Source organism: Pantoea dispersa, assembly GCF_019890955.1.
Classification (GTDB): domain Bacteria; phylum Pseudomonadota; class Gammaproteobacteria; order Enterobacterales; family Enterobacteriaceae; genus Pantoea; species Pantoea dispersa.
The window spans coordinates 1,818,638-1,841,725 of the sequence record NZ_CP082346.1; the positions used below are offsets into that span (position 1 = coordinate 1,818,638).

Genomic DNA, 23,088 nt, shown 5'->3' on the forward strand with positions numbered 1-23,088 from the left:
CCCGTTGTCTTAGTTTGGCGACGGAATCGCCGTGCCCCAGTTGCGCCACTCTTTTGGCGCTTCATCCTGCAGCAGGAAGTGCTTGTCGGCACCGGCCTGCGGCGCCAGCGGCACCGTTGGTGGTGTGGCAAACTGGATGCCGCCGCGAATGAACTGCTGGAAGGTGCCGGTTTTCACCACGCCGCCAATCAGACCAAAGTCGAGGTTATAACCGGAGGCCAGCCAGAACACCGAGTTGTTACGCACCAGATGCTGATACTTCTTGCTGATGCGCAGCGCGATTTGCACGCGGTCGGCCATGTTACCCAGCGAAGTGCCGGTTACCGTGCCGACTTCTACACCGCGGAACAGCACCGGCGTGCCAATCGACAGCGAACCGGCTTCGGTGGTATCCACATAGATGTTCAGCCCGTTAAGGTAACGCGAATCGGTAATGGTGCTCTCCTGCAGTTCAAAGCTGCGCGCCAGCGCGCCTTTGCCCGGGTCCACGTTCACATACGGCTGCAGCAGCGTTTCCAGGTGATTAACGCCGGCGGGCGAAATCTCGGGCGAGACAACAGAGAAGCGGCTGCCGATGCGCGCGAAGTCCTGCACATACTCCGGATAGAGCACCGCTTTCGCCACCACCTGGTTGTTATCCTGGCTCAGCGCCAGCGACTCCACCTGACCGACGTTGATGCCGAGGTAGCGGATTGGCATGCCGGCCGACAGTTTGCTGGCATCAAAGGTGTGCAGGGTAATCTGGCTGCCGACCGCACGTGCGGCGGTTTCTGACGGATAGAGCACGCGCTTAACGCCTTTCGCTGCCTGCGCGCCCGTCAGGTTATCAAAGCTGATTGCGCCTTTTAGCGCGCGGTTCAGCGGCGAAGCCTGCACGGTCAGACCGCTGCCGTTGAGCTGGACTTTGGCACCGCCTTCAGCCCAGAACACGCTTTCGCTGGTCAGCAGCTTGCGATACTGCGGCTGGATATGGACCGAAATCTCAAACGCATCGGCGCGCGGCACCACATCCACCACTTCACCGACCTGGAACTTGCGGTACAGCACCACCGAGCCGGCCTGCACATCCGGCAGGCTGTTGGCGGTCAGTTTGAGCGTGGTCGGCGGCTGATCGCCGGTAATGCCTTCTGCCGCGCGCTCTGAGTCGGCGTACAGCGGATAGCGGCTGGACGGCTGACCTTTCGCACCCGGCACCAGCCGGACACCGCCGTCGACCCATTCGCGTGCGCTGGCGCCCAGCACCTGCATGCCGTCGAGGCCAAATTTAACGTCGAGACGGCTGTTAACGATGAACTTACTGTCGGCGTGTACCAGCTGGCGATGCTCCGGATTGATGGCCGCCACAAAGCTGATGCCGTTTTCATCCAGCCGGCGCGAAATAACCTGACCGATCTTCACGCCATACAGCATCACCGGCTGTCCGGCGTCGATACCGTAGGTTTCCGGCGCGCTGAGCTGAACGGTGAGCACATCCGGCTTCTGCAACAGCGTTTCGCTGGCCGGCAGCACGCTGAAGTGATCCTGCGGCTCACCTTCGCCCGGGACCAGTTCCAGCGTATTGCCGGTCAGCAGGCTGCTCAGGCTGGTGTCGGTCAGGCTGAGTTTCGGTGCGCGCATCTCAATCCGCGTGCCGCTGCGCATCAGGCCGGTAACGGAGGGATCGATCGTCAGCTCGCCGGACACTTTGCCGCCCGGCAGCAGCGTCAGTTTGGTCAGGGTGCCCACTTCCAGCCCCTGATACATCAGCGGCGTGCTGTCGGCTTTCAGGTTGTCGCCGTTGGGCAGATCGAGCGAAATCAGCACGCCGCGCTGGCTGTGCGCCAGATCCGAATAGAGCTGATAGTTTTGATCGCTGTTGGCCTGTTCGCCGCTGTCCGGCGAGTCAAAGGCAATCGCGCCATTCACCAGCGCGGCCAGGCTCTCCAGCTTCACTTTGGCGCCGCTCAGGCTGACATCGGCGTCAACGCCCGAGACATTCCAGAAGCGGCTCTGTTTTTTCACCAGGTTGGTAAAGCGCCGCTCAATCAGCACATCGATGGTCACGCCATCGGTATTACCGTTGATGCTGTAGTCATAGACGCGGCCGACCGGAATTTTACGGTAATAGACCAGCGAACCGGTGTTGAGCGAGCCGAGATCGGGCGCGTGCAGGTGAATCAGCAGTTCGCCGGTGTTTACCCGGTATTTTGGCTGGGTGTCCAGCGCGGTGAAGTGATCGCGCTCTTTGCCGTCGCCGGGCATCATGCCGATGTAGTTACCGCCCACCAGCGCATCCAGCCCGGAGACGCCCGCCAGCGAGGCTTTTGGCGTCACCAGCCAGAACTGGGTGTTCTCCCGTAGCGCATCGCGCATGTCGCTCTTGATGCTGGCTTTGATCTGAATGCTGCGATAGTCATCGCTCAGCACAATGCCCTGCACGGTGCCCACTTCCACGCCCTGATAGCGAATCGGCGTGCGGCCCGGCACGATGCCGTCCGCGGTCTGGAAGTTGATGGTGATGGTGGTGCCGCGCTCCTGATAATTGGTCCATAACAGCCAGCCGGCAATCAGCAGGGCGATAATGGGCAAAAGCCAGAACGGCGAAATCTTGCGTTTATTACGCAGATTAGCGCTAGTCGGTGTAGTCGGCGTTTCCTGTTGCATGTGCATCCCAGATCAGGCGGCTATCGAGCCACTCAACGGCCATAATGGTCAGGATGACTGCCGCGCCAAAGTAGAAGGCGGCAGGTCCCATGGTAAAAGCCAGCAGCTGGTCACGATTGACCAGCGACATGGTTAAAGCAATGACGAACAGATCCAGCATCGACCAGCGGCCCACCCAGGTGACGGCGCGCAGCAGACGGATGCGGGTTTTCAAACCCTGTTCACACTTAAAATGGATGCTGAGCAACAGCGTCAGCATCACCAACACCTTGGTAAACGGCACCAGAATACTGGCGATAAACACCACCGCGGCCACCGGCACGTTACCGGAGGCGAGGCCAAGAATACCGGAGAAAATGGTGTCTTCGCGCCGCGCACCGTTGACGTACACCACCGAAATCGGCAGCAGGTTAGCCGGGATCAGCAGCACAATCGAGGCGATCAGCGCCGCCCAGGATTTTTGCAGGCTGTGGCGGCGGCGAAAATCGAGCGGCGTATGGCAGCGCGTGCAGCGTCCGCGTTCATCGGGCATACCGGTATGGTGGCAGTTCAGGCAAACCTGCCACCGCTCGGGCGGTTCGTGCGGCACCGACTGCGGGTAATAATGTTCCCACAGCTCCTCCACGTTGAGATGAATCAGCGTCAGCAGGCTCATAATGGTTAGCGCGATATAGGCGACCAGCCCGTAGCCGACCTCCAGCGCGGCATAATCCTGCACCTTAATCGACGCCACCGCCACGCCGACCAGATAGATATCCAGCATGACCCACTCTTTGAGCTTCTCCAGCATCAGCAGGACCGGGCGCAGGTTCATGCCGAGCGCGTGGCCAATCCACAAATAGCAGATGCCGGCCACCAGCGTCACTGGCGCGCCAATCGTGCAAAACGCCACCATGGCGGCTGTCAGCACGTTGCCCTGTTGCGCCATCTGCAGCACGCCCTCCAGCAGGCTGGCGTTGATGCGCATGCCAAGCAGGCGGATATCCACCAGCGGCAGGCTGAAGGCGAACGGCATCAGTACGATCATCGTGACGGCCATGGCGGTGAGCCGCGTCATTGACCAGTCGCGACCGTTCTGAATACGGGCATGACAGCGCGGGCAATAAGCCGACTGATGCGATTTCACATCCGGTAAGGAAAAAAGGGTATCGCATTGCGGGCAACGCTGATAACGTGCGTGGGGCAACGTCTGGCTGATGGCGTGAATTTTCATAAATGACGCAAGGGGCCCATTGTTCGTTACAGTTACCGGCATGCGGAGCAGAGCTCGTCTGTCTGCATCAATCTATGGTACGAGAATAGTCTCAAGCATAGCGTGCTAAGGGTATAGTAACTAACACAATGATTCACCTTGTGGGGTTGGATTATTAGTGCTTATTTTAACAACTGAGTGACAACAAGGTCACGCCAGTGATGAGTTATGGTTAAACAATGAACAAAAAAGCCTTTTACGAGGATTTAAATCGCGATGTCCGCGCACTGTTAGCGGGCGAAACTTCTTTCCTGGCGGCGCTGGGCAACTGCAGTGCGCTGCTGTTTGAACGCCTGGAAGGGGTTAACTGGGCAGGCTTCTATCTGCTGACCGAGCCGGAGACGCTGGTGCTGGGTCCGTTCCAGGGCAAAATCGCCTGCGTACGCATTCCGGTGGGTAAAGGCGTATGTGGCACCGCGGTTGCGGAGGATCGCGTGCAGCGGGTTGAAGACGTGCACGCTTTCCCGGGGCACATTGCCTGCGACGCCGCCAGCAACGCGGAAATCGTGATTCCTCTGAAAGTGAATGGCACGATGGTCGGTGTTCTCGACATCGACAGTACGGTTTATTCTCGCTTCGATAGCGAGGATGAAGCGGGGCTGGTAGCCCTTACCGACGGGCTTTGTGCAGTGCTGGCGAACAGCGACATTGAAAAATTTCTTCAGCTGACGCGCAGCTAATCGACTGGATCACATAGCATTTGGCGATGTTGTCATTATAATGTCGCCTGTTCATGCCTGCTCTGGTCGGCAAACCCGTTGTAATCAGGAAATTTCATGGAAAATCAACCTAAGTTGAACAGCAGTAAAGAAGTCATCGCCTTTCTGGCGCAGCGTTTTCCGCACTGCTTTAGCGCCGAAGGTGAAGCGCGTCCGCTCAAAATCGGTATCTTTCAGGATCTGGTGGAGCGCGTTCAGGGCGAAAACAGCCTGAGCAAGACGCAACTGCGTTCGGCCTTACGCCTTTATACCTCAAGCTGGCGTTATCTTTACGGCATTAAAGCCGGTGCCACCCGTGTCGATCTCGACGGCAACGCCTGTGGCGTGCTGGATGAGCAGCACGTAGAACATGCGCGCAAGCAGCTGGAAGAAGCCAAAGCGCGCGTGCAGGCGCAGCGCGAGCAGCAAAAAGCGAAAAAACGTGAAGCCGGTGAAGAGACCGCTGAGCGTCGTCCGCGCAAGCCTGCTGCCCGTAAAGCGGCGGAGGGTGACGCACCGCGTAAGCCACGTCCACAGGCGCCGCGTGCTGCGGCCGGTGAGCGTCAGGCTGCTCCGCGTCCACCGCGGGCAAAACCCGTCACTGACACTTCAACGTTGCAAGCGGGTCAAAACATCAAAGTCAAAGCAGGCAAAAGTGCAATGGACGCTACCATCCTGGAAATTACCAAAGATGGCGTCCGGGTCCAGCTCGCTTCCGGCCTGGCAATGATTGTGCGCGCAGAACACTTGCAGTTCTGAAACGGAGGCCCGACCCTGGCATGAACAGCATTTTTAAGATCGGTATGATCGCGGGCCTGCTGCTGGCAGGCCCCACCTTTGGCGCGGACAACATTACCCGCGCCGACCAGATTCCCCAGTTACACGAAGAAGCACAGCATCCTACCGTCAGTGAACGCGTCACTTCGCGTTTCACCCGCTCTCACTATCGTCAGTTCGATCTGAATCAGGATTTTTCGGCGAAAATTTTTGACCGCTACCTGAATCTGCTCGATTACAGCCATAACGTGCTGCTGGCGTCGGACGTGGCACAATTCGCCGACAAGAAAACCACGCTCGGTGATGAGCTGCGCAGCGGCAAGCTGGATGTGTTTTACGATCTCTATAATCTGGCGCAGAAGCGCCGCTTCGAGCGCTATCAGTATGCGCTCAGCGTGCTGAACCGCCCGATGAACTTCACCGGCAATGACACCATCGATATCGATCGTGCCAAAGCACCGTGGCCGAAAAGCACAGATGAGCTAAACGCGCTGTGGGATGCCAAGGTGAAGTATGACGAGCTGAGCCTGAAGCTGGCCGGGAAAGATGACAAAGAGATTCGCGAGACGCTGACCAAGCGCTACAACTTTGCCATCCGTCGTCTGGCACAAAGCAACAGCGAAGATGTGTTCCAGCTGGCGATGACCGCGTTCGCGCATGAAATCGACCCGCACACGAACTATCTGTCACCGCGCAACACCGAGCAGTTCAACACCGAAATGAGCCTGTCGCTGGAAGGTATCGGTGCCGTGCTGCAGATGGATGACGATTACACGGTGATCAACTCGATGGTGGCCGGTGGTCCGGCGGCCAAGAGCAAATCCATCAGCGTGGGCGACCGCATTGTGGGCGTCGGCCAGCCGGGCAAGCCAATGGAAGATGTGATTGGCTGGCGTCTGGATGATGTGGTGTCCAAAATCAAAGGGCCGAAGGGCAGCAAAGTGCGCCTCGAGATCCTGCCAGCCGGCAAGGGCACCAAAACCCGTACCGTGACGCTGACGCGTGAGAAAATCCGTCTGGAAGATCGCGCGGTGAAGGGCACCGTGCACAACGTCGGCAAAGAGAAAGTCGGCGTGCTGGATATCCCGGGCTTCTACGTTGGCCTGACCGATGATGTGAAAGTGCAGCTGCAGAAACTGCAGAAGCAGAACGTCGACAGCATCGTCATCGATCTGCGTACCAATGGCGGCGGCGCGCTGACCGAAGCGGTATCGCTCTCCGGCCTGTTTATTCCGAGTGGTCCGGTGGTGCAGGTGCGTGACAATAATGGTCGTGTGCGAGAGGACAGCGACAACGACGGCATCGTTTACTACAAAGGTCCGCTGGTGGTGCTGGTCGATCGCTTCAGCGCCTCGGCGTCGGAAATCTTTGCCGCGGCGATGCAGGATTACGGCCGCGCGCTGATTGTCGGCGAACCGACCTTTGGTAAGGGCACGGTGCAGCAGTATCGCTCACTCAACCGCATCTACGATCAGATGCTGCGTCCGGAATGGCCGGCGCTGGGCTCAGTCCAGTACACCATTCAGAAGTTCTACCGCATCAACGGTGGCAGTACTCAGCGGAAAGGCGTCACTCCAGACCTGCTGATGCCGACCGGTGTGGAAGCGGCAGAGACCGGCGAGAAGTTTGAGGATAACGCGCTGCCGTGGGACAGCATCAACGCGGCGACCTATACCAAAACCGGCGATATCACGCCGCTGGTGCCGCAGCTGACCAAAGAGCACGCCGATCGCATCGCCAAAGATCGCGAGTTCCAGTACATCATGAAAGACATCGCGCGTTTCAACGCGATGAAGGACAAGCGTAACATCGTGTCACTGAATCTGGCTCAGCGCGAGAAAGAGAACCACGAAGAAGATGCGCTACGTCTGGAACGTATCAATGCGCGCTACCAGGCGGAAGGCAAAGCGCCGCTGAAGAGCCTGGACGATCTGCCGAAAGACTACAAAGAGCCGGATCCGTATCTGGATGAAACGGTGAAAATCGCTAACGATTTGGCCCAGCTGGAAAAAGATCAGCCAGCGCCGGCGGCAGCGAAGTAACCTTTCGGCCTGAAATTACAGCACCGCTGCGGCGGTGCTTTTTTTTGCCTTGAAATCGCCGCCCGGCAGGCTGCACCTGCTACCATTACCAAATGTAAAGTTATGTCTTTTTAGGCACTTAAAGATTAAGGTCGCTTGAAAAGCGCCACAATGGACATAGGATGTATATCCGCGCATGAGCGCGAGCACAACTGAGGAAGATTAACGTTTATGATGCGTATTGCGCTTTTCCTGGTCACCAACCTGGCGGTGATGTTGGTATTCGGACTGATTCTGAGTCTGACAGGAATCCAGTCAAGCAGTGTTCAGGGTCTGATGATTATGGCAGGTCTGTTTGGCTTTGGCGGTGCGTTTGTTTCACTGCTGATGTCCAAATGGATGGCGTTACGCTCGGTCGGCGGTGAAGTGATTGAACAACCCCGTAACGAGACGGAACGCTGGCTGATGGAAACCGTCGGCCGCCAGGCTCAGCAGGTCGGCATTGCGATGCCGCAGGTGGCGATTTACCACGCGCCCGATATCAACGCCTTTGCCACCGGCGCACGCCGTGACGCCTCGCTGGTAGCGGTGTCCACCGGTTTGCTGCAGAACATGAGCCGCGACGAAGCGGAGGCGGTGCTGGCGCACGAGATCGCCCACATCGCGAACGGTGACATGGTCACCATGACACTGATTCAGGGTATCGTGAACACCTTCGTGATCTTCATTTCGCGTATCATTGCGCAGGTGGCGTCTGGCTTCCTGTCCGGCAACCGCGACGGCGAAGAGAGCAGCAACGGCAATCCGCTGGTCTATTTTGCCGTGGCGACGGTGCTGGAACTGGTGTTTGGTATTCTCGCCAGCATCATCACCATGTGGTTCTCGCGCCATCGCGAATTCCACGCCGATGCCGGCTCAGCGAAGCTGGTGGGTCGTGAAAAGATGATTGCCGCGCTGCAGCGCCTGAAAACCAGCTACGAACCGCAGGAACCCAGCAGCATGATGGCGTTCTGTATTAACGGTAAAGGTAAGTCGCTGAGCGAGCTGTTTATGTCGCACCCGCCGCTCGACAAGCGTATCGAAGCGCTGCGCAGCGGTGCTTATCTTAAGTAAGCCATATAGAAATGAACAGGGCGCCTGCGGGCGCCCTTTTTTTATGACTCTGCCGGCTGACGGCTTTGCGTCATGCGCAGCATACTGACGATCGCCGCCACGCTGGCAAAGGTTCCGGCCAGCAGCAGCGAGGCATGCGTGCCGCTGTCGTTGAACAGGTTAAACATCAGCGCCACCAGCGCGGCGCCGGTGCTTTGCCCGACCAGTCGCGCGGTGCCGAGCATGCCGCTGGCACCGCCGCTACGCTGGCGCGGAGCCGACGAGATGATTGTGTGATTATTGGGTGACTGGAACAGCCCGAAGCCGGCACCGCACAGCATCATGCGCCAGATAATATCGGCATCTGTGGGTTGTGCAGGCAGCAGCGCCAGCAGGAACAGCCCGGCGGCAAACAGCGCCAGCCCCAGCCCACCCAGCAGCCCGGCATGAAACTTCTCGATCAGACGGCCGGCAATCGGTGCCATCACCATGGTAGCCAGCGGCCACGGCGTCAGCAGCAGGCCGGTCGCGACCTCATCCCGGCCCAGTACGTTTTGCAGGAAAAACGGCAGCGACACCATCGCCAGCATTTGTGCACAGAACGAACAGATCGAAGTGCCGATCGACAACGAAAACACCGGAATGCGCAGCAAATCTACTGGCAGCAGCGGCACCGGCATCGCCAGCTGACGCCGCACAAACACCACGCCGATCAGCAGCAGCGCCAGCAGCATACCCGCAATCAGCCAGCCATTTTCTCCCTGCGCGAAGCCGGTCAGCGCTGAAATCAGCAGGCCAAAAAACAGCGCATTCATGATGGCGCTCGGCACATCAAATTTCTGCTGCTTCGCTTTCTGCGTGTTATCCGGCAGGAAGCGCAGCGCTAGCCACAGCGCCACCACACCGAGCGGCACGTTGATCAGGAACAACCATTTCCAGCTGGCGATGGAGAGAATCGCGGCCGCCACCGTGGGACCGGCGGCACTGGAGACGGCCACGATCAGCGAGTTGATGGCCATGCCGCGTCCCAGGAAGCGCTGCGGGTAAATAATACGGATTAGCGCCGTGTTGACGCTCATCAGCGCCGCACCGCCGAAGCCCTGCAGCACGCGCGCCACGGTGAGCATATTCAGCGACGAGGAGAGGGCGCAGAACAGCGAGGTGAACACAAACAGCACCAGCCCGACCTGATAGACGCGCCGGTAGCCGAACATATCGCCAAGAAACGACAGCGACAGCAGCGAAATCACGATAGCGATTTGATAGGCGTTGACGATCCAGATCGATTCCGCCGGGCTGGCGTTCAGCTCACGCGCAATGGTCGGCAGCGCCACGTTGGCAATCGCGCCGTCCAGCACCGCCATCATGATGCCAAGCGCAATGGTAATTATCGCGCCGTAACGCTGTGGAACGGGTAATCCATCCTGAGACACGGTAGGAGACATAAACAGGGAGAAGTGAAGTAAGTGAATATCATCATGCTAATCAATTTTCTGCCTGAAATCACCGCATTAATGGACAAAAATTACAAGTGGATGTGTCGTTGCCGCCGTCCGGCTGTAACCTCTATACTGGCGTTTTTTGCAAAAGCGTTAAGGAAGTCCCGCATGGCGAGCCGCGATAACGATAAACAGCCGGATGCCGTTTCATCGGTGATGAAAGTGTTTGGCATTCTGCAGGCGCTGGGTGAAGAGCGCGATCACGGCATCACCGAGCTTTCGCAGCGGGTTATGATGTCGAAAAGCACGGTCTACCGCTTTCTGCAGACCATGAAATCGCTTGGCTACGTGGCGCAGGAGGGCGAGAGCGAAAAATATTCGCTGACGCTCAAGCTGTTTGAACTTGGCGCGCACGCGCTGCAGAACGTGGATTTAATTCGCAGCGCCGATGTGGAGATGCGCGAACTGTCGCGCCAGACCAAAGAGACCATTCATCTCGGTGCGCTGGAAGAAGACAGCATCGTCTATATCCACAAGATTGACTCGCTGTATAACCTGCGCATGTATTCGCGCATCGGCCGGCGTAATCCGCTGCACAGTACCGCCATCGGCAAAGTGCTGCTGGCGTGGCGTGAGCGCGCGGAGGTGAACGACATTCTGCGTGAAGTGGAATTCCGTCGCAGCACCGCTAACACTATCGTCAACGCGCAGGCGCTACTGCCGGTGCTGGATCAGGTCAGGCAACAGGGCTTTGGTGAGGATAATGAAGAGCAGGAAGCGGGGATTCGCTGTCTGGCGGTACCGGTGTTTGATCGCTTCGGCGTGGTGATTGCCGGCATGAGTCTCTCTTTTCCGACGGTGCGCTTCTCCGAACCGGCAAAAAAAGAGTATGTGGCGATGCTGCATCGTGCCGCGCGTAAGGTGTCGGAGCAAATGGGCTATTACGACTATCCGTTCTGAATCCTGCCGGGCTGACGTGCAGCCCGGCAGGCGGCTTAACTTAGTTGTCGACCACTTCGCCGCTTTTCTTCAGCAGTGGACAATCGGTAACGCCAACAATGCCGCTGTCGGTGTGCAGATACTGTGCGGTAATCATGCCGCGCGCGGTCAGGTAGCTGCACTGTAAGCCCAGCCCGGCTGCGTTTTTATTGCTGCCGGTTAACACGCCGTAGCCGGTAAACAGCATCGCCAGCCACAAGACTGCCAGCACCATCACCGCACGAATCAGTAGTTTCATTTTTATCTCCTTGTGTTACATAACGCAGCTGTTCCCGCATTGCTGCGAACTCTATAGTAGCAGCATGCCTCGCTTTTCTCGCCGGATCGATCAGAGATAACTGAAAGCGGCACGCAGGCGGGATAATCTGCTTTATCTCCGCAACCATATCTTTTCCGCACGCAACGAGTAGAATCAGCGGCGATGTACCTGAATGATGTTTGAGGATTGATGCAGTTATGAACGAATTAGCCGCCAGTACCGGTCCGCTGTTTAACTATGGCGTGCTGGCCATCATTGTGATTGTGGCCTTTATTGCCTGGTTTTTTGTTAACCGGGCCAGCGTGCGCGCCAGTGAACAGCTTCAGCTGCTGGAAGCGCTGCTGGAAGAGCAAAAGAAACAGAACGCGCTGCTGCGCCGTATCGCTGAGGCGCAGCCGGTGGCCGAAAAAGCGCAGGATGAGCAGGATACCGGGGACAAGCGCGACTTTATTCGCCTGATCCCGGAACGTTAAGCACACAACGGAGAGGCCATGGCCTGGCAAAATCCCTGGTATGACGCTTCGCTGGCCCATCATACGCCGCATGGCTTTCGTAACCCGGAAGAGGAGTTGCGTCAGCCTGGCGATTTACAGCGCTGGCGGCGCGAGCGTAAGCAGCAGAATCTGCCGCTGCCACCGCAGTCCGGCTATGCGGCCTTTACCGCTAGCTGGTGCCAGCAGGCCGACCTGAGCGGTGAAGATGACCGTGTCTGGTGGCTGGGCCATGCCGCGCTGCTGCTGCGTCTCAATCAGCGCTATATTCTGATCGACCCGGCGCTGTCGGCACGCGCTTCGCCGCTGCCATTTGCCGGGCCGCAGCGTAAAACCCCGGCGCCGCTCAGCGTGGCGCAGCTGCCGCATCTTGATTATGTGCTGATCTCGCATAACCATTACGATCACCTTGATCGGCCTACGGTGAAACGCATCGCCCGCCGCTTTCCTGCCGCGCACTTTCTGGTGCCGTTGGGGATGGCCGACTGGTGTCGCCGCCGTGGCGTGCGCACCGTCACCGAACTGGACTGGTGGCAGCAGGTGCAACTGGACGACATCAGCTTCACAGCCGTTCCCGCGCGCCACTGGAGCATGCGCACCTTCTGGGATCGCAACCGGTCGCTGTGGTGCGGCTGGGTAGTGCGTAATGCGCAGCTCAATTTCTGGTTCTCCGGCGATAGTGGCTATAGCGATAATCTCTCAGCCATCGCGCAGCGGCTGGGGCCGTTTAATCTGGCTGCGTTGCCGATAGGTGCCTATGCACCAAAATGGTTCATGCGCGGCCAGCACATGGACCCGGATCAGGCGGTACAGCTCTGGCAGCAGATAGGGCGACCGCTGGCGATTCCCATTCACTGGGGCGTATTTGAGCTGGCGGACGAGTCGCTTGACGATCCGCCGACGGTGCTGGCGCAAGCATTGCTGCAGGCGGGCGAGGTCGATGCGCCTTTTACCCCATGGCGAATTGGCGAGAGCCGCAGCCTGATGAATTACGATTAAGATTTATCCTAAGCCATTTTTGTTAAATGCCAGCGGCTTCCGCGTTTTTTTAACATTTAATTGTTGGGTGTTTAGAAAAAAATGAGATAAATGCCAGCGTGCAGTCTGCCTATATTTGGGGCAACGGCGATTATATTTTCCTGATTTTGGTGCAAAACTATTTTTAACTTGTACTGCCAGCAATTTATTGTACAAGATTTGAGCGCTGCGCAGTTATGTCGCTTATTGCACAACGGCCAGTGAAATAGCTTATCTGTGCCATATTAATGCAATATTTTTTGCCTAAACTTATTCGGTTTAAATGTGAAACAGCAGCGTTTACCGCTGCGCTTGACGAAACGCGAGTCTGGCGCTAACTATACTGACACATAGACTTTTTTTGCACACGTTGAGGCGTTGCTGTCAATAACGTTATCCACCTTTCGCTGCCGGTTTCAGGCAATTATGTGCGGCATGTCGATCACTGTTTAAAAATGGCTTGCCATTAATTAGCGGATATGTGATAACGAATCGTGGGTCAAACGAGGTACAGTTCTGTTTATGTATGGCATCTTCAGTAAAGAAGTTACGAGTAAAGACGTTGACGTTGAATACCGCTTCCTTGCCGAACCTTAAATTAGTGCCTCATTCAGTAATGTCTCTGGTTTCTCTGTAAGACTGCCTGCGGGCAATATAAACACTCTAAGGAATTTGCAAAAATGGCAAAGATTAAAGGTCAGGTTAAGTGGTTCAACGAGTCTAAAGGTTTTGGTTTTATTACTCCTGCTGACGGCAGCAAAGACGTGTTCGTTCACTTCTCTGCTATCCAGGGCAACGGTTTTAAAACCCTGGCCGAAGGTCAACAAGTTGAGTTTGAAATTCAGGACGGCCAGAAAGGCCCGGCAGCAGTTAACGTTACTGCTATCTGATTTCGCACTCAGGCTCGGTGTCATGCACCGCTGAATCGAATCTTAAAAGCCCTGCTCAATGAGCGGGGCTTTTCTTTATCCTTTCTGTTACCGGATGATCAGGGTAAACTGCGCCGCGAATCGCTAACCCGGAGTTATCTATGTCGTTGATTTGCCCACTTTGCCACCTCGCTTTGCACCTGCACGCCAGCAGTTATCGCTGTGCGTCCGGTCATCAGTTCGATCGGGCGAAGGAGGGGTACGTCAACCTGCTGCCGGTGCAGCACAAAGGTTCACGGGAACCGGGCGACAGCGCAGAGATGCTTCAGGCGCGCCGGGCCTTTCTGGATGCCGGACACTATCAGCCGCTGCGCGATCGGGTGGCGCAGCGTCTGGCTCAGCCGCTCACGAACCGGCCCACGCAGCTGCTGGATATCGGCTGTGGCGAAGGCTATTACACCGCCGCCCTGGCTGCCGCGTTGCCCGACAGCCAGCTGTACGGTCTGGATGTGGCCAAAGCCGCGGTGCGCATGGCGGCAAAGCGCTATCGCGCGGTTAACTTTTGTGTCGCCTCCAGCCAGCGCCTGCCGTTTGCCGATAGTTCACTGGACGCCATCGTGCGCATTTACGCGCCCTGTAACGAGCAAGAGCTGAGCCGCGTCATCAGGCCTGGCGGCTATTTGCTGACGGTGACACCGGGGCCGCACCATCTGCAGCAGTTTAAGGCGTTGATCTATCGCGAAGTGCAGCTGCATACGGCGGAAGAGAAAAAGTATGCGGGATTTGAGCAGATCGATCAGCAAAACCTTCACTACACGATGACGCTGAACGGGGCGGAAGCGGTGAGCCTGCTGCAGATGACCCCCTTTGCCTGGCGTGCGCGTGAAGCGGTGTGGCAGCAGCTGGCCTCCAGCGCCACCTTTAGCTGTGACGCGGATTTCACCCTGACGCTGTGGCAGCGCGTTTAACGCGCCTCCACCAGCGTATGATAGATTTTCTCCAGGTCGTCGAGCTGTTTCACCGCAATCAGCAGGCGACGCTGCTCCAGTTGCATCACCAGAATGCCATCCTCTGACAGGTTCATACTCTGAATACGCCGGTAATCGATCCACACGCTGGCGAAAAACAGGCCGTCATTTTTCATCAGCAGCCGCGGGCTGCGGATCCAGAACAGCCAGATAGCCATAAAGCACAGCACCATTAGCAAAGTGGTGGTGAGCTGCGGGCCAAGATGGCTGACGTTGTTCCACAGCAGAATCAGTAGCAGCACGATAAAGATGCCGCTGTCGATTTTATGGCGGCGGCGCAGGGTGACGCGCAGTCGGGTCGGTCCATTGCGGCGGGGCAGGATGACATCGTCGTAAATCGCAAACAGGGCGAGAGCGGCGATCAGCAGGGCAATCAGGGCGTCAGTCAGTGACATACAGGCTTCTTCCTCAACCGAAGTGACCTCAGCGTTGGCGCTCAGGTCACGCCGTTCAAAAAACGCCGGGAGTCTGACTCCCGGCGGTGAGATTACAGACCGAGCAGGCCGATCCAGTAACCAAAGATACCGATGGCAAAGAAGCCAACGATGATCCACAGCGCGTTAACTTTACGGCGCAGCAGCCACATACAGCCAAAGGTCAGCAGCAGTGGAATCAGGCCGGGCATCAGCTGGTCGAGAATCGACTGCACGGTGGTGACCGTGGTTTTGCCGGTCTGGTCGGTGATGCGGGATACCACCAGCGGCACATTGACGTGCGTCCACTTGTTGACCAGCGCCCCCATGACAAACAGGCCGAGTATCGATGCCCCCTCGGTCAGTTTTTGCAGGAAGCCGCCGCCCATATCGCTGACGATATCCACCCCTTTGCGATAGCCATAGGCCACGCCGTAATAGCGGGTCAGCATGCGCGCAATGTTAAACAGGAAGAAGAACAGCAGCGGACCGAGCAGGCTGCCGCTCATCGCGATACCGGCACCCAGTGCGGCGAACACCGGACGCACGGTCCCCCAGAAAATCGGGTCGCCCACGCCAGCCAGCGGCCCCATCAGGCCCACTTTGATGCCGTTAATGGCACCGTCATCGATCGCTGCCCCGTTGGCGCGCTGCTCTTCCATGGCCATGGTCACGCCGAGCACTGGCGCGGCCACGTAAGGATGGGTGTTGAAGAACTCAAGGTGACGCTTAATCGCCTGCTTGCGTTCGTCGTTGTTTTCCGGATACAGGCGACGGATCACCGGCACCATTGAGAAGCAGAAGCCCAGCGCCTGCATGCGTTCAAAGTTCCACGAACCCTGAAACAGGTTGGAGCGCAGGAACACACCGCGCACGTCACCGGGGGTGAGTTTCTTTGGAGTATTGGTTGTATCTACCATGATGTCACCTGTTCCTAGTCGAGTTCGTTGTCGAGGTCGTTGTTAGCCGGGCCCGCCGAGGCAGCGCCTGCGACGCGGTTGTATTTTGGCGCCAGCTGGATGTACAGCACCGCCATTACCACGCCAATCACGCCCAGCGCCACCAGGTTAAAGTTGGTGAACGCGGCGGTGACAAAGCCAAGATAGAAGAACGGCATCAGATAACCGGCACGCATCATGTTGATGACCATCGCGTAACCGACCACCACGATCATGCCGCCGGCGATGTTCAGACCATTGGTGACCACTTCCGGAATCGAACTCAGCAGGCTGTGTACCGCGCTGGTACCGACCGAGACCGCCACAATCAGCGCCGGGATAGCGATACGCATCGCCTGCAGCAGCAGGGCAGAGACGTGGATCCATGAAATCGCCGTCAGATTGCCTTTCTCCGCAGCTTTATCCGCGGCGTGCTGGAAGGCGACAGTGATGGTACGCACGATGATGGTCAGCACCTGACCAGCTGCGGCCAGCGGGATGGCTAGCGCAATACCGGCACCGACGCTTTGACCGCCGGCAATGACCAGAATCGTAGAGATGATGGAAGCCAGCGCCGCATCTGGCGCCACAGCCGCACCGATGTTCATCCAGCCCAGCGCGATCATCTCCAGCGTACCGCCGATGATGATGCCGGTTTTCATATCACCCAGCACTGCACCAATCAGGGTACAGGCCACCAGCGGCCGGTGGAACTGGAACTCATCGAGAATCGATCCCATCCCGGCAATACAGGCCACAATAAATATCAACACTATTTGTAGCGAGGTTATTTCCATTGCATTTTTCCTCAGCAAGATCAGAACTTTTTGCCCACGCGCGCAGGCACAGGCGAATCAGGCATTGACCTTCGCAATCAGGTCCATCATTTTCAGTTTCGGGTCGTTGGAGACTTTACGCACTTCCAGTTCGATACCGCGCTCATTCAGCTTGCGGAAGGCAGCGATGTCCTTCTCATCCACCGACACCGCGTTATTAACCTGCGTTTTCCCCTGACGGAAGGCCATGCCGCCGATGTTCACCGACTTGATATCCACGCCTTGCTCCACCACGCGCTCAACATCGGTCGGATTGGTAAACAGCAGCATCACGCGATCGGAACCGTACTTCGGGTTGTTCCACACGCGGATCATCTTGGCGATATCCACCACGTGGGCGGTCACGCCCGGCGGCGCCACCTGAGTCAGCAGGGTTTTGCGAACGTGATCGTTGGCCACTTCATCACTAACGACGATGATGCGCGTCACGTTGGTCTCTTTGGTCCAGCGCGTGGCCACCTGGCCGTGGATCAGACGGTCATCGATACGGGCCAGGCCAATTTTCATATGCTCGCCCGGTGCCAGCGGCTTCTGCGGCTGGGCAGGGGCTTTCGGGGCCGGTGCGGCCGCTGCCGGCGCGGCGGATTCGGTTTTGAGCGCTTTCACCCCCTCGCGGCCGGCCTCGACGGCGATGTGGATTAGCTCTTCCAGCGATGGGTCGTCATCGCGCCCCATCAGGGTTTCCACCAGCATGGGAATGTTGACCCCGGCAATAACGTCATAGCCCGGTTTGTCCACCACGATGCGGCTGGCGGCGTTGAACGGGCTGCCGCCCCAGGTGTCCACCAGAAACAGCACGCCTTTCGACGTGTCGAGTCGGGCGAGCTGCGCCTGATATTTTTCGATTAGCGTTTCTGCATTTTCGCCGGGCACGAAATCAATCCATCCGACATTTTCCTGCTCGCCCAACAGCATTTCTGCTGTTTTCAGCAGCTGTTCTGCCGCCCAGCCATGTGTACCAATTACAAGCGCAATGGTCACTTGCTACCTCCGTTCGCATGAGAGTTCCCGACCTTGGCCGGGAATCATTGAGAATTACCGTTGTTATTTTCTGTGGATCGCCCGGGACTAAAATGAAGAAAGTCATCAGGAAAAGGCCCAAAACATTCCGCGATACAGCAGTAAGGTCGCGATTTATTTTAGTGAGCGAAAAAATAAAATATGTGACGTTGCTCTGCTATTCAGAGCGTACCGGCGGCAACGGGCATTTTTATGGCAGTTTCTTGCGCTGGCGCAGTTATTTGTAAATGTAAGAAAATTTTTTGACGTTGTTGATGTAACTGATACATTAGCTTTCTGTTTATTACTCAGGAGTACCGGGCTTTAGCTCACCTCTATGGACCGTCACCGACGTCGCTTCACTTGTTCTCCGCGCTGCTCAACGCGCACCCTGACACCTGCCGGTGTTGCCTCATCCGTTAACGCTCTCTCGTCTCGCCTTCCGGCGCAGGCTCAGTCGCGTTCGCCCTTACGTTTAGCAAGGAGTCATTGATGGAATTTCTCTTCGACCCCTCAATCTGGGCGGGTTTACTGACGCTGATCGTGCTGGAGATTGTGCTCGGCATCGATAATCTGGTGTTTATCGCCATTCTTGCCGACAAGCTGCCACCGAAACAGCGCGATAAAGCGCGCCTGATTGGTCTGTCGCTGGCGCTGGTGATGCGCCTCGGCCTGCTGTCGCTGATCTCCTGGATGGTGACGCTGACGCGACCCCTATTCAGCGTAGGCGATTTCAGCTTTTCCGGACGAGATTTAATTCTGTTGATTGGTGGTTTGTTCCTGTTGTTTAAGGCCACCATGGAACTGCACGAGCGGCTGGAAAACCGCGGCATGGAGCATCAGGGCAACAAAGCCTATGCCAGCTTCTGGGCGGTCGTGACGCAGATTGTGGTGCTGGACGCGGTATTCTCCCTGGATGCGGTGATTACCGCCGTCGGTATGGTGAACCATCTGCCGGTGATGATGACGGCGGTGGTGATTGCCATGGGCGTGATGCTGCTGGCCTCAAAACCGCTGACCCGCTTCGTTAACGCGCACCCAACGGTGGTGGTGCTGTGTCTGAGCTTCCTGCTGATGATCGGTCTGTCGCTGGTGGCGGAAGGCTTTGGTTTCCATATTCCGAAAGGCTATCTGTACGCGGCAATTGGCTTCTCGATTCTGATCGAGCTGTTCAACCAGATTGCGCGCCGGAACTTTATCCGTCATCAGGCGCACCGTCCGATGCGTGAACGTACCGCCGAAGCGATTCTGCGTCTGATGGGCGGGCGCCAGCGTAACCAGCCGGCGCATACCGAAGAAGCGTCACTGACGGAAGCGATGCCGCAGGAAGCGTTTAAAGACGAAGAGCGTTACATGATTAACGGCGTGCTGACGCTGTCACAGCGTTCGATTCGCAGCATCATGACGCCGCGCGGCGATATCTCATGGGTTGACGTCTCGCGTCCGCTGGATGAGATCCGCATTCAGCTGCTGGATACGCCTCACAGTCTGTTCCCGGTGTGTCGTGGCGAGCTGGATGAGATCATCGGCGTGGTGCGCGCGAAAGAGCTGCTGGTAGCGCTGGAGCACGGTATGGATGTCGCGACCTTCGCGGCCAACACGCCGCCAATTGTGGTGCCGGAAACGCTGGATCCGATCAACCTGCTGGGCGTATTGCGTCGCGCTAAAGGGAGCTTCGTCATCGTTACCAACGAATTTGGCGTGGTGCAGGGCCTGATTACGCCGCTGGACGTGCTGGAAGCGATTGCCGGTGAGTTCCCGGACGAAGACGAAACGCCGGATGTGGTGGCGGATGGCGACGGCTGGCTGGTGAAGGGCGGTACCGATCTGCACTCGCTGCAGCAGCTGCTCGACCACCATGAGCTGGTCGATCCGGATGAAGATCACGCGTCGCTGGCCGGCCTGCTGATTGAGCAGAAGGGACAGCTGCCGCTGCCGGGCGAGATTATCGATTTGCCACCGCTGCACTTCCAGATTATCGAAGCCACGGATTACCGTATCGATCTGGTGCGCGTCACCAAAGACAAGCCGCACCATGACGAGGAAGAGGGCGACGCCTGATGTCGTCCGGCATCAGGCGCCCAGCTGCGCCTGATGCTGCGCCAGCCATTGCGGGAAGTCCTCAATCGGCATCGGGCGCGCATAGTAGTAACCCTGCAGATGATCCACGCCGCGCTCGCGCAGATAATGCGCCTGCTCGGCGGTTTCCACTCCCTCCGCGACCAGCGCGATATTCAGCCGCTGCGCCAGTGAAATCACCATATCCGTTACCGTGGCGTTGATCGCGTCAGTACCAATCGCGGCGGTAAAAATTTTATCGATTTTCAGTACGTCCGGCTTCAGGTCCTTCAGATAGGCCAGCGAACTGTGGCCGGTGCCGAAATCGTCAATCGCCAGCCGCACGCCAATTTCATGCAGCTGCGCCACGACCGTCTGGTCGATAACTGGCAGCGCATCGCGCTCGGTGAGCTCCACCACCAGTTGCGGCAGGGGATTGGCGGGCCACCAGTAGCGCTGTAAATCCTCAACAATCAGGCGATCGCGGAAGTGGCTGGCCGCGACGTTAATCGCGATATGGAAGGCTGGGCACTGTGGCAGATTAGGCAACTCCGCGACGACTCTGGCAATCACAAAGCGCGTCAGCGGTGCAATCAGGTTCTGGCGTTCGGCCAGCGGAATAAATACGTCCGGGGCAATCCAGCCCTGACGCGGATTGTGCCAGCGCAGCAGCAGCTCGATACCATCGCAGTCGCCGCTGCGGGCATTGATCAGCGGCTGGCAGTAGACCATAAATTCGTTAGCGGTGATGCCATAGCTGATTTGCCAGCTCAGGCTCATGCGATTGGCGGTGGCCAGCCAGACGATATAGCCCAGCAGCAGGCTCAGCAGTACCGCCAGCGGCAGCTGAGACGGCAGAGTGTTGAGCGCCAGTCGCGCCGGAGAGGGGCCGTACAGCGTAATGCTGTAGGGATAACGCAGCGAGGCCTGATCGTACGCCACTTCGTCATCGGACGGCACGGTATGCTCGATCAGCGGATTACCGTACTCGAGGCTCTGTCCGCCTACGTTAAAGATCGCGCGCTCCACCCACGGCAGCTGCGGCTCCAGCAGATAGTTGGTCATCAGTTCAATGTTGATGATCTGCAGCAGGCCGTCCTGGTTATCCAGCGACTTTGGCGTCCACAGCAGCAGCACCGGTGAACCTTTCAGCAGGTAGTCGTCGGTGGACAGCATCATGCGCTGGTTGTTGATCGCCAGCTCGGGATAGGTCTGGCTGAACGAGATGTGGCGCGGACCATAAATACTCGAACAGTAGATGGTATCGTCCTGCACCAGCAGCACGGTACGCACGGTTTGCAGCGCGGCGATCTTCTCAATCAGCGGATAGCGCACCTGCGTGCAGGGCACGCCCACCAGCCCCAGCGTATTGTTGGCGGAGACGTCCAGCGGCGAAAACATGCGGTCAAAGCGCTCAATCGCGCGGGTGGCAAAGTTAAGGGACTGCTGCTCAATGCGTGACTTCTCTTCGATGTAGCGAAAAATCAGCGTAAGAATGAGAACCAGCGACGCGATCACCAACGCAATAAGCAGGCGCTTACGGCGAAATTGACCCACAAATTGCTGGGGAAGGAGCATCAGTAACCACCTTGCTAAGACAAAGAATGAGGCCAAATTAACGTGAAGGTTATCGGCATGGCGGCGGCCAAATTTAGCGCGGCTGGAGAAAAAAAGCGGCACTAAAAAATCGCGCGACCGGTAGAGGTCGCGCGCAAAAATAATGTATCTGGTTTGATAACGCGGAGGTAGAGGCCATTGCAGAAATAATGGCCGATCGCTGCAATTGTCAGCAGCGAAACGCGACGTTGCCGGTCAGTCGCACTGCACCTTGATCGCCAGACCGCCGCGCGAGGTCTCACGATATTTAGCGTTCATGTCTTTGCCGGTCTCGTACATCGTCTCGATCACCTTATCCAGCGATACACGCGGCTCGCTGGTGCGGCGCAGCGCCATTCGCGCGGCGTTGATCGCTTTCACCGAAGCAATGGCGTTGCGTTCAATGCACGGCACCTGTACCTGACCGGCGACCGGATCGCAGGTCAGTCCGAGGTTGTGTTCCATGCCGATTTCAGCGGCAACACACACCTGCTCCGGGCTGGCTCCCAGCAGTTCAGCGAGGCCAGCGGCGGCCATTGAGCAGGCCACGCCCACTTCACCCTGGCAGCCGACTTCGGCACCGGAAATCGAAGCGTTCATTTTATACAACACGCCAATCGCGCCCGAGGCGAGGAAGTAGCGGATGAAGATATCTGGCGTGACCGTTTCGATGAAGTGATCGTAATACGCCAGCACCGCCGGCACGATGCCGCAGGCACCGTTGGTCGGTGCGGTGACCACACGACCACCGGCCGCATTCTCTTCATTCACCGCCAGCGCAAACATATTGACCCAGTCGATGACGTTCATCGGATCGTTGGAGTGTTTGGTCGAGGAGATCAGCAGACGTCGCAGCGACGCCGCGCGGCGCGGCACGCGCAGCGGCCCCGGCAGCACGCCTTCGGTATTCAGGCCACGATCGATACACGCCTGCATGGTTTGCCAGATGTTGCCAAAATAGGCGTAAATCTCGTCACGGCTGTGCAGCGCCAGTTCGTTTTTCATCACCAGCCCGGAAAGCGACATGCCGGTATCGCGGCAGTGGCTGAGTAACTCTTTGGCTGAATGGAACGGGTAGGGTACGGCGACCTCATCCAGCACTGACTGACCAAAGTGCGCTTCGTCGACAATAAAGCCACCGCCAATCGAGTAATAGGTTTTGCGCTCAAGCAGCCGATCGCCGGCAAAAGCGTACAGGGTCATGCCGTTTTCATGCAGCGACAGGTTTTCGCTGCGGAATACCATGCCGCCGTCACGCGGGAAGTCGACCTCGCGCGCGCCCTGTGCCAGCAGCAGCCGCTCACGCGTTTCGACATCTTTGATAAACGCCGGAATGCTGTCGATGTCGACGCTGGCAGGCTCAAAGCCGGCCAGCCCCATAATGATGGCAATGTCGGTGTGGTGTCCTTTCCCGGTGAGCGACAGTGAGCCGTAGACGTCCACCGCCACGCGCGTCACGTCCTGCAGCTTGCCCTGTTCGATCAGCAGATCAACAAACTGCTTGCCCGCTTTCATCGGGCCAACGGTATGCGAACTGGACGGGCCGATACCCACTTTGAACATGTCAAAAACACTTATCACCGGTGACGCTCCTCACAAATCTTCTTTTCTACGGCGCAGGCCGTTAATGCGGCTAATAGTAATCGCCAGCGGGCGGCAGCGA

Annotated in this window: 22 protein-coding genes; 12 read left to right on the top strand and 10 right to left on the bottom strand. The window is 57.6% G+C overall.

Annotated elements, in window-relative coordinates; all coding sequences use genetic code 11:
- Positions 1-9: 9 nt before the first annotated feature.
- Together K7H94_RS08375 and yebS are read right to left on the bottom strand one after the other, a co-directional pair.
- Positions 10-2,643: a PqiB family protein gene (locus K7H94_RS08375; RefSeq protein WP_222951953.1), complete on the bottom strand. Its 2,634-nt coding sequence runs from the start codon at positions 2,641-2,643 to the stop codon at positions 10-12.
- Entirely contained in the window at positions 2,612-3,856 is a 1,245-nt protein-coding gene (yebS, locus tag K7H94_RS08380; protein ID WP_058771236.1) for a membrane integrity lipid transport subunit YebS, read from the bottom strand. The genes K7H94_RS08375 and yebS overlap by 32 nt, the downstream gene beginning before the upstream one ends.
- A 218-nt stretch (positions 3,857-4,074) precedes the next feature.
- On the opposite strand from yebS, the gene K7H94_RS08385 reads away from it, so the two are divergent.
- The 4 genes from K7H94_RS08385 to htpX all read left to right on the top strand — a co-directional run bounded on the left by K7H94_RS08385 (position 4,075) and on the right by htpX (position 8,504).
- Positions 4,075-4,575 (top strand): GAF domain-containing protein, encoded by a 501-nt coding sequence (locus K7H94_RS08385; RefSeq protein WP_150057907.1) that lies wholly within the window; start codon positions 4,075-4,077, stop codon positions 4,573-4,575.
- Between the two features lie 96 nt (positions 4,576-4,671).
- Entirely contained in the window at positions 4,672-5,352 is a 681-nt protein-coding gene (gene proQ / locus K7H94_RS08390; protein WP_010616374.1) for an RNA chaperone ProQ, read from the top strand.
- A gap of 20 nt (positions 5,353-5,372) precedes the next feature.
- The gene (gene prc, locus K7H94_RS08395) at positions 5,373-7,412 is read left to right on the top strand and encodes a carboxy terminal-processing peptidase (RefSeq protein ID WP_021510017.1); all 2,040 of its coding nucleotides are present in this window, start codon (positions 5,373-5,375) and stop codon (positions 7,410-7,412) included.
- Positions 7,413-7,622: 210 nt separating this feature from the next.
- A complete protein-coding gene (gene htpX / locus K7H94_RS08400; protein WP_021510018.1) occupies positions 7,623-8,504 on the top strand; it encodes a protease HtpX in 882 nt (293 codons plus the stop codon).
- A 41-nt stretch (positions 8,505-8,545) separates the two neighbouring features.
- Here htpX and K7H94_RS08405 read toward each other — a convergent pair whose 3' ends face one another.
- Positions 8,546-9,928, bottom strand: a complete 1,383-nt coding sequence (locus K7H94_RS08405) for an MFS transporter (RefSeq protein WP_058774591.1) — start codon at positions 9,926-9,928, stop codon at positions 8,546-8,548.
- A 162-nt stretch (positions 9,929-10,090) separates the two neighbouring features.
- On the opposite strand from K7H94_RS08405, the gene kdgR reads away from it, so the two are divergent.
- Positions 10,091-10,882, top strand: a complete 792-nt coding sequence (kdgR, locus tag K7H94_RS08410) for a DNA-binding transcriptional regulator KdgR (protein WP_058771238.1) — start codon at positions 10,091-10,093, stop codon at positions 10,880-10,882.
- Between the two features lie 40 nt (positions 10,883-10,922).
- On the opposite strand, the gene K7H94_RS08415 is transcribed toward kdgR, so the two are convergent.
- Positions 10,923-11,159, bottom strand: coding sequence for a YobH family protein (locus K7H94_RS08415; RefSeq protein WP_021510021.1), 237 nt, complete (start codon positions 11,157-11,159; stop codon positions 10,923-10,925).
- A 218-nt stretch (positions 11,160-11,377) separates the two neighbouring features.
- Between K7H94_RS08415 and K7H94_RS08420 the strand changes: the two genes are divergently transcribed.
- The 5 genes from K7H94_RS08420 to rlmA all read left to right on the top strand — a co-directional run bounded on the left by K7H94_RS08420 (position 11,378) and on the right by rlmA (position 14,525).
- Entirely contained in the window at positions 11,378-11,653 is a 276-nt protein-coding gene (locus K7H94_RS08420) for a YebO family protein (protein WP_141495364.1), read from the top strand.
- An 18-nt stretch (positions 11,654-11,671) separates the two neighbouring features.
- Positions 11,672-12,670 carry an MBL fold metallo-hydrolase gene (locus K7H94_RS08425; RefSeq protein ID WP_222951954.1) on the top strand — a complete coding sequence of 333 codons (999 nt, stop codon included), beginning with the start codon at positions 11,672-11,674 and terminating at the stop codon, positions 12,668-12,670.
- Between the two features lie 540 nt (positions 12,671-13,210).
- Positions 13,211-13,285 carry a DUF2627 domain-containing protein gene (locus K7H94_RS08430; RefSeq protein ID WP_110866451.1) on the top strand — a complete coding sequence of 25 codons (75 nt, stop codon included), beginning with the start codon at positions 13,211-13,213 and terminating at the stop codon, positions 13,283-13,285.
- Between the two features lie 83 nt (positions 13,286-13,368).
- On the top strand, positions 13,369-13,578 hold the full coding sequence (cspE, locus tag K7H94_RS08435) for a transcription antiterminator/RNA stability regulator CspE (RefSeq protein ID WP_021510024.1): 210 nt from the start codon (positions 13,369-13,371) through the stop codon (positions 13,576-13,578).
- Positions 13,579-13,718: 140 nt separating this feature from the next.
- Complete coding sequence (gene rlmA, locus K7H94_RS08440; protein WP_222951955.1) at positions 13,719-14,525, top strand: 23S rRNA (guanine(745)-N(1))-methyltransferase; 807 nt, start codon at positions 13,719-13,721, stop codon at positions 14,523-14,525.
- Here rlmA and K7H94_RS08445 read toward each other — a convergent pair.
- The 4 genes from K7H94_RS08445 to manX form a co-directional block, all read right to left on the bottom strand.
- On the bottom strand, positions 14,522-14,980 hold the full coding sequence (locus K7H94_RS08445) for a DUF986 family protein (protein ID WP_222951956.1): 459 nt from the start codon (positions 14,978-14,980) through the stop codon (positions 14,522-14,524). The genes rlmA and K7H94_RS08445 overlap by 4 nt on opposite strands.
- Before the next feature lie 92 nt (positions 14,981-15,072).
- Positions 15,073-15,918: a PTS mannose transporter subunit IID gene (locus K7H94_RS08450; protein WP_021510027.1), complete on the bottom strand. Its 846-nt coding sequence runs from the start codon at positions 15,916-15,918 to the stop codon at positions 15,073-15,075.
- Positions 15,919-15,932: 14 nt separating this feature from the next.
- Positions 15,933-16,733 carry a PTS mannose/fructose/sorbose transporter subunit IIC gene (locus K7H94_RS08455; RefSeq protein ID WP_031280203.1) on the bottom strand — a complete coding sequence of 267 codons (801 nt, stop codon included), beginning with the start codon at positions 16,731-16,733 and terminating at the stop codon, positions 15,933-15,935.
- 57 nt (positions 16,734-16,790) lie between these two features.
- Positions 16,791-17,753 (bottom strand): PTS mannose transporter subunit IIAB, encoded by a 963-nt coding sequence (gene manX / locus K7H94_RS08460; RefSeq protein WP_058757739.1) that lies wholly within the window; start codon positions 17,751-17,753, stop codon positions 16,791-16,793.
- 92 nt (positions 17,754-17,845) lie between these two features.
- On the opposite strand from manX, the gene K7H94_RS08465 reads away from it, so the two are divergent.
- The gene (locus K7H94_RS08465; RefSeq protein WP_190286063.1) at positions 17,846-18,019 is read left to right on the top strand and encodes a hypothetical protein; all 174 of its coding nucleotides are present in this window, start codon (positions 17,846-17,848) and stop codon (positions 18,017-18,019) included.
- Between the two features lie 244 nt (positions 18,020-18,263).
- Positions 18,264-19,832, top strand: a complete 1,569-nt coding sequence (locus K7H94_RS08470; RefSeq protein ID WP_021510030.1) for a TerC family protein — start codon at positions 18,264-18,266, stop codon at positions 19,830-19,832.
- A 12-nt stretch (positions 19,833-19,844) separates the two neighbouring features.
- Here the strand turns inward: K7H94_RS08470 and K7H94_RS08475 are convergent, their stop codons facing one another.
- Together K7H94_RS08475 and K7H94_RS08480 are read right to left on the bottom strand one after the other, a co-directional pair.
- Positions 19,845-21,407: an EAL domain-containing protein gene (locus tag K7H94_RS08475; RefSeq protein WP_222951957.1), complete on the bottom strand. Its 1,563-nt coding sequence runs from the start codon at positions 21,405-21,407 to the stop codon at positions 19,845-19,847.
- A gap of 234 nt (positions 21,408-21,641) precedes the next feature.
- Positions 21,642-23,006: an L-serine ammonia-lyase gene (locus K7H94_RS08480; RefSeq protein ID WP_222951958.1), complete on the bottom strand. Its 1,365-nt coding sequence runs from the start codon at positions 23,004-23,006 to the stop codon at positions 21,642-21,644.
- Positions 23,007-23,088 lie beyond the last annotated feature (82 nt).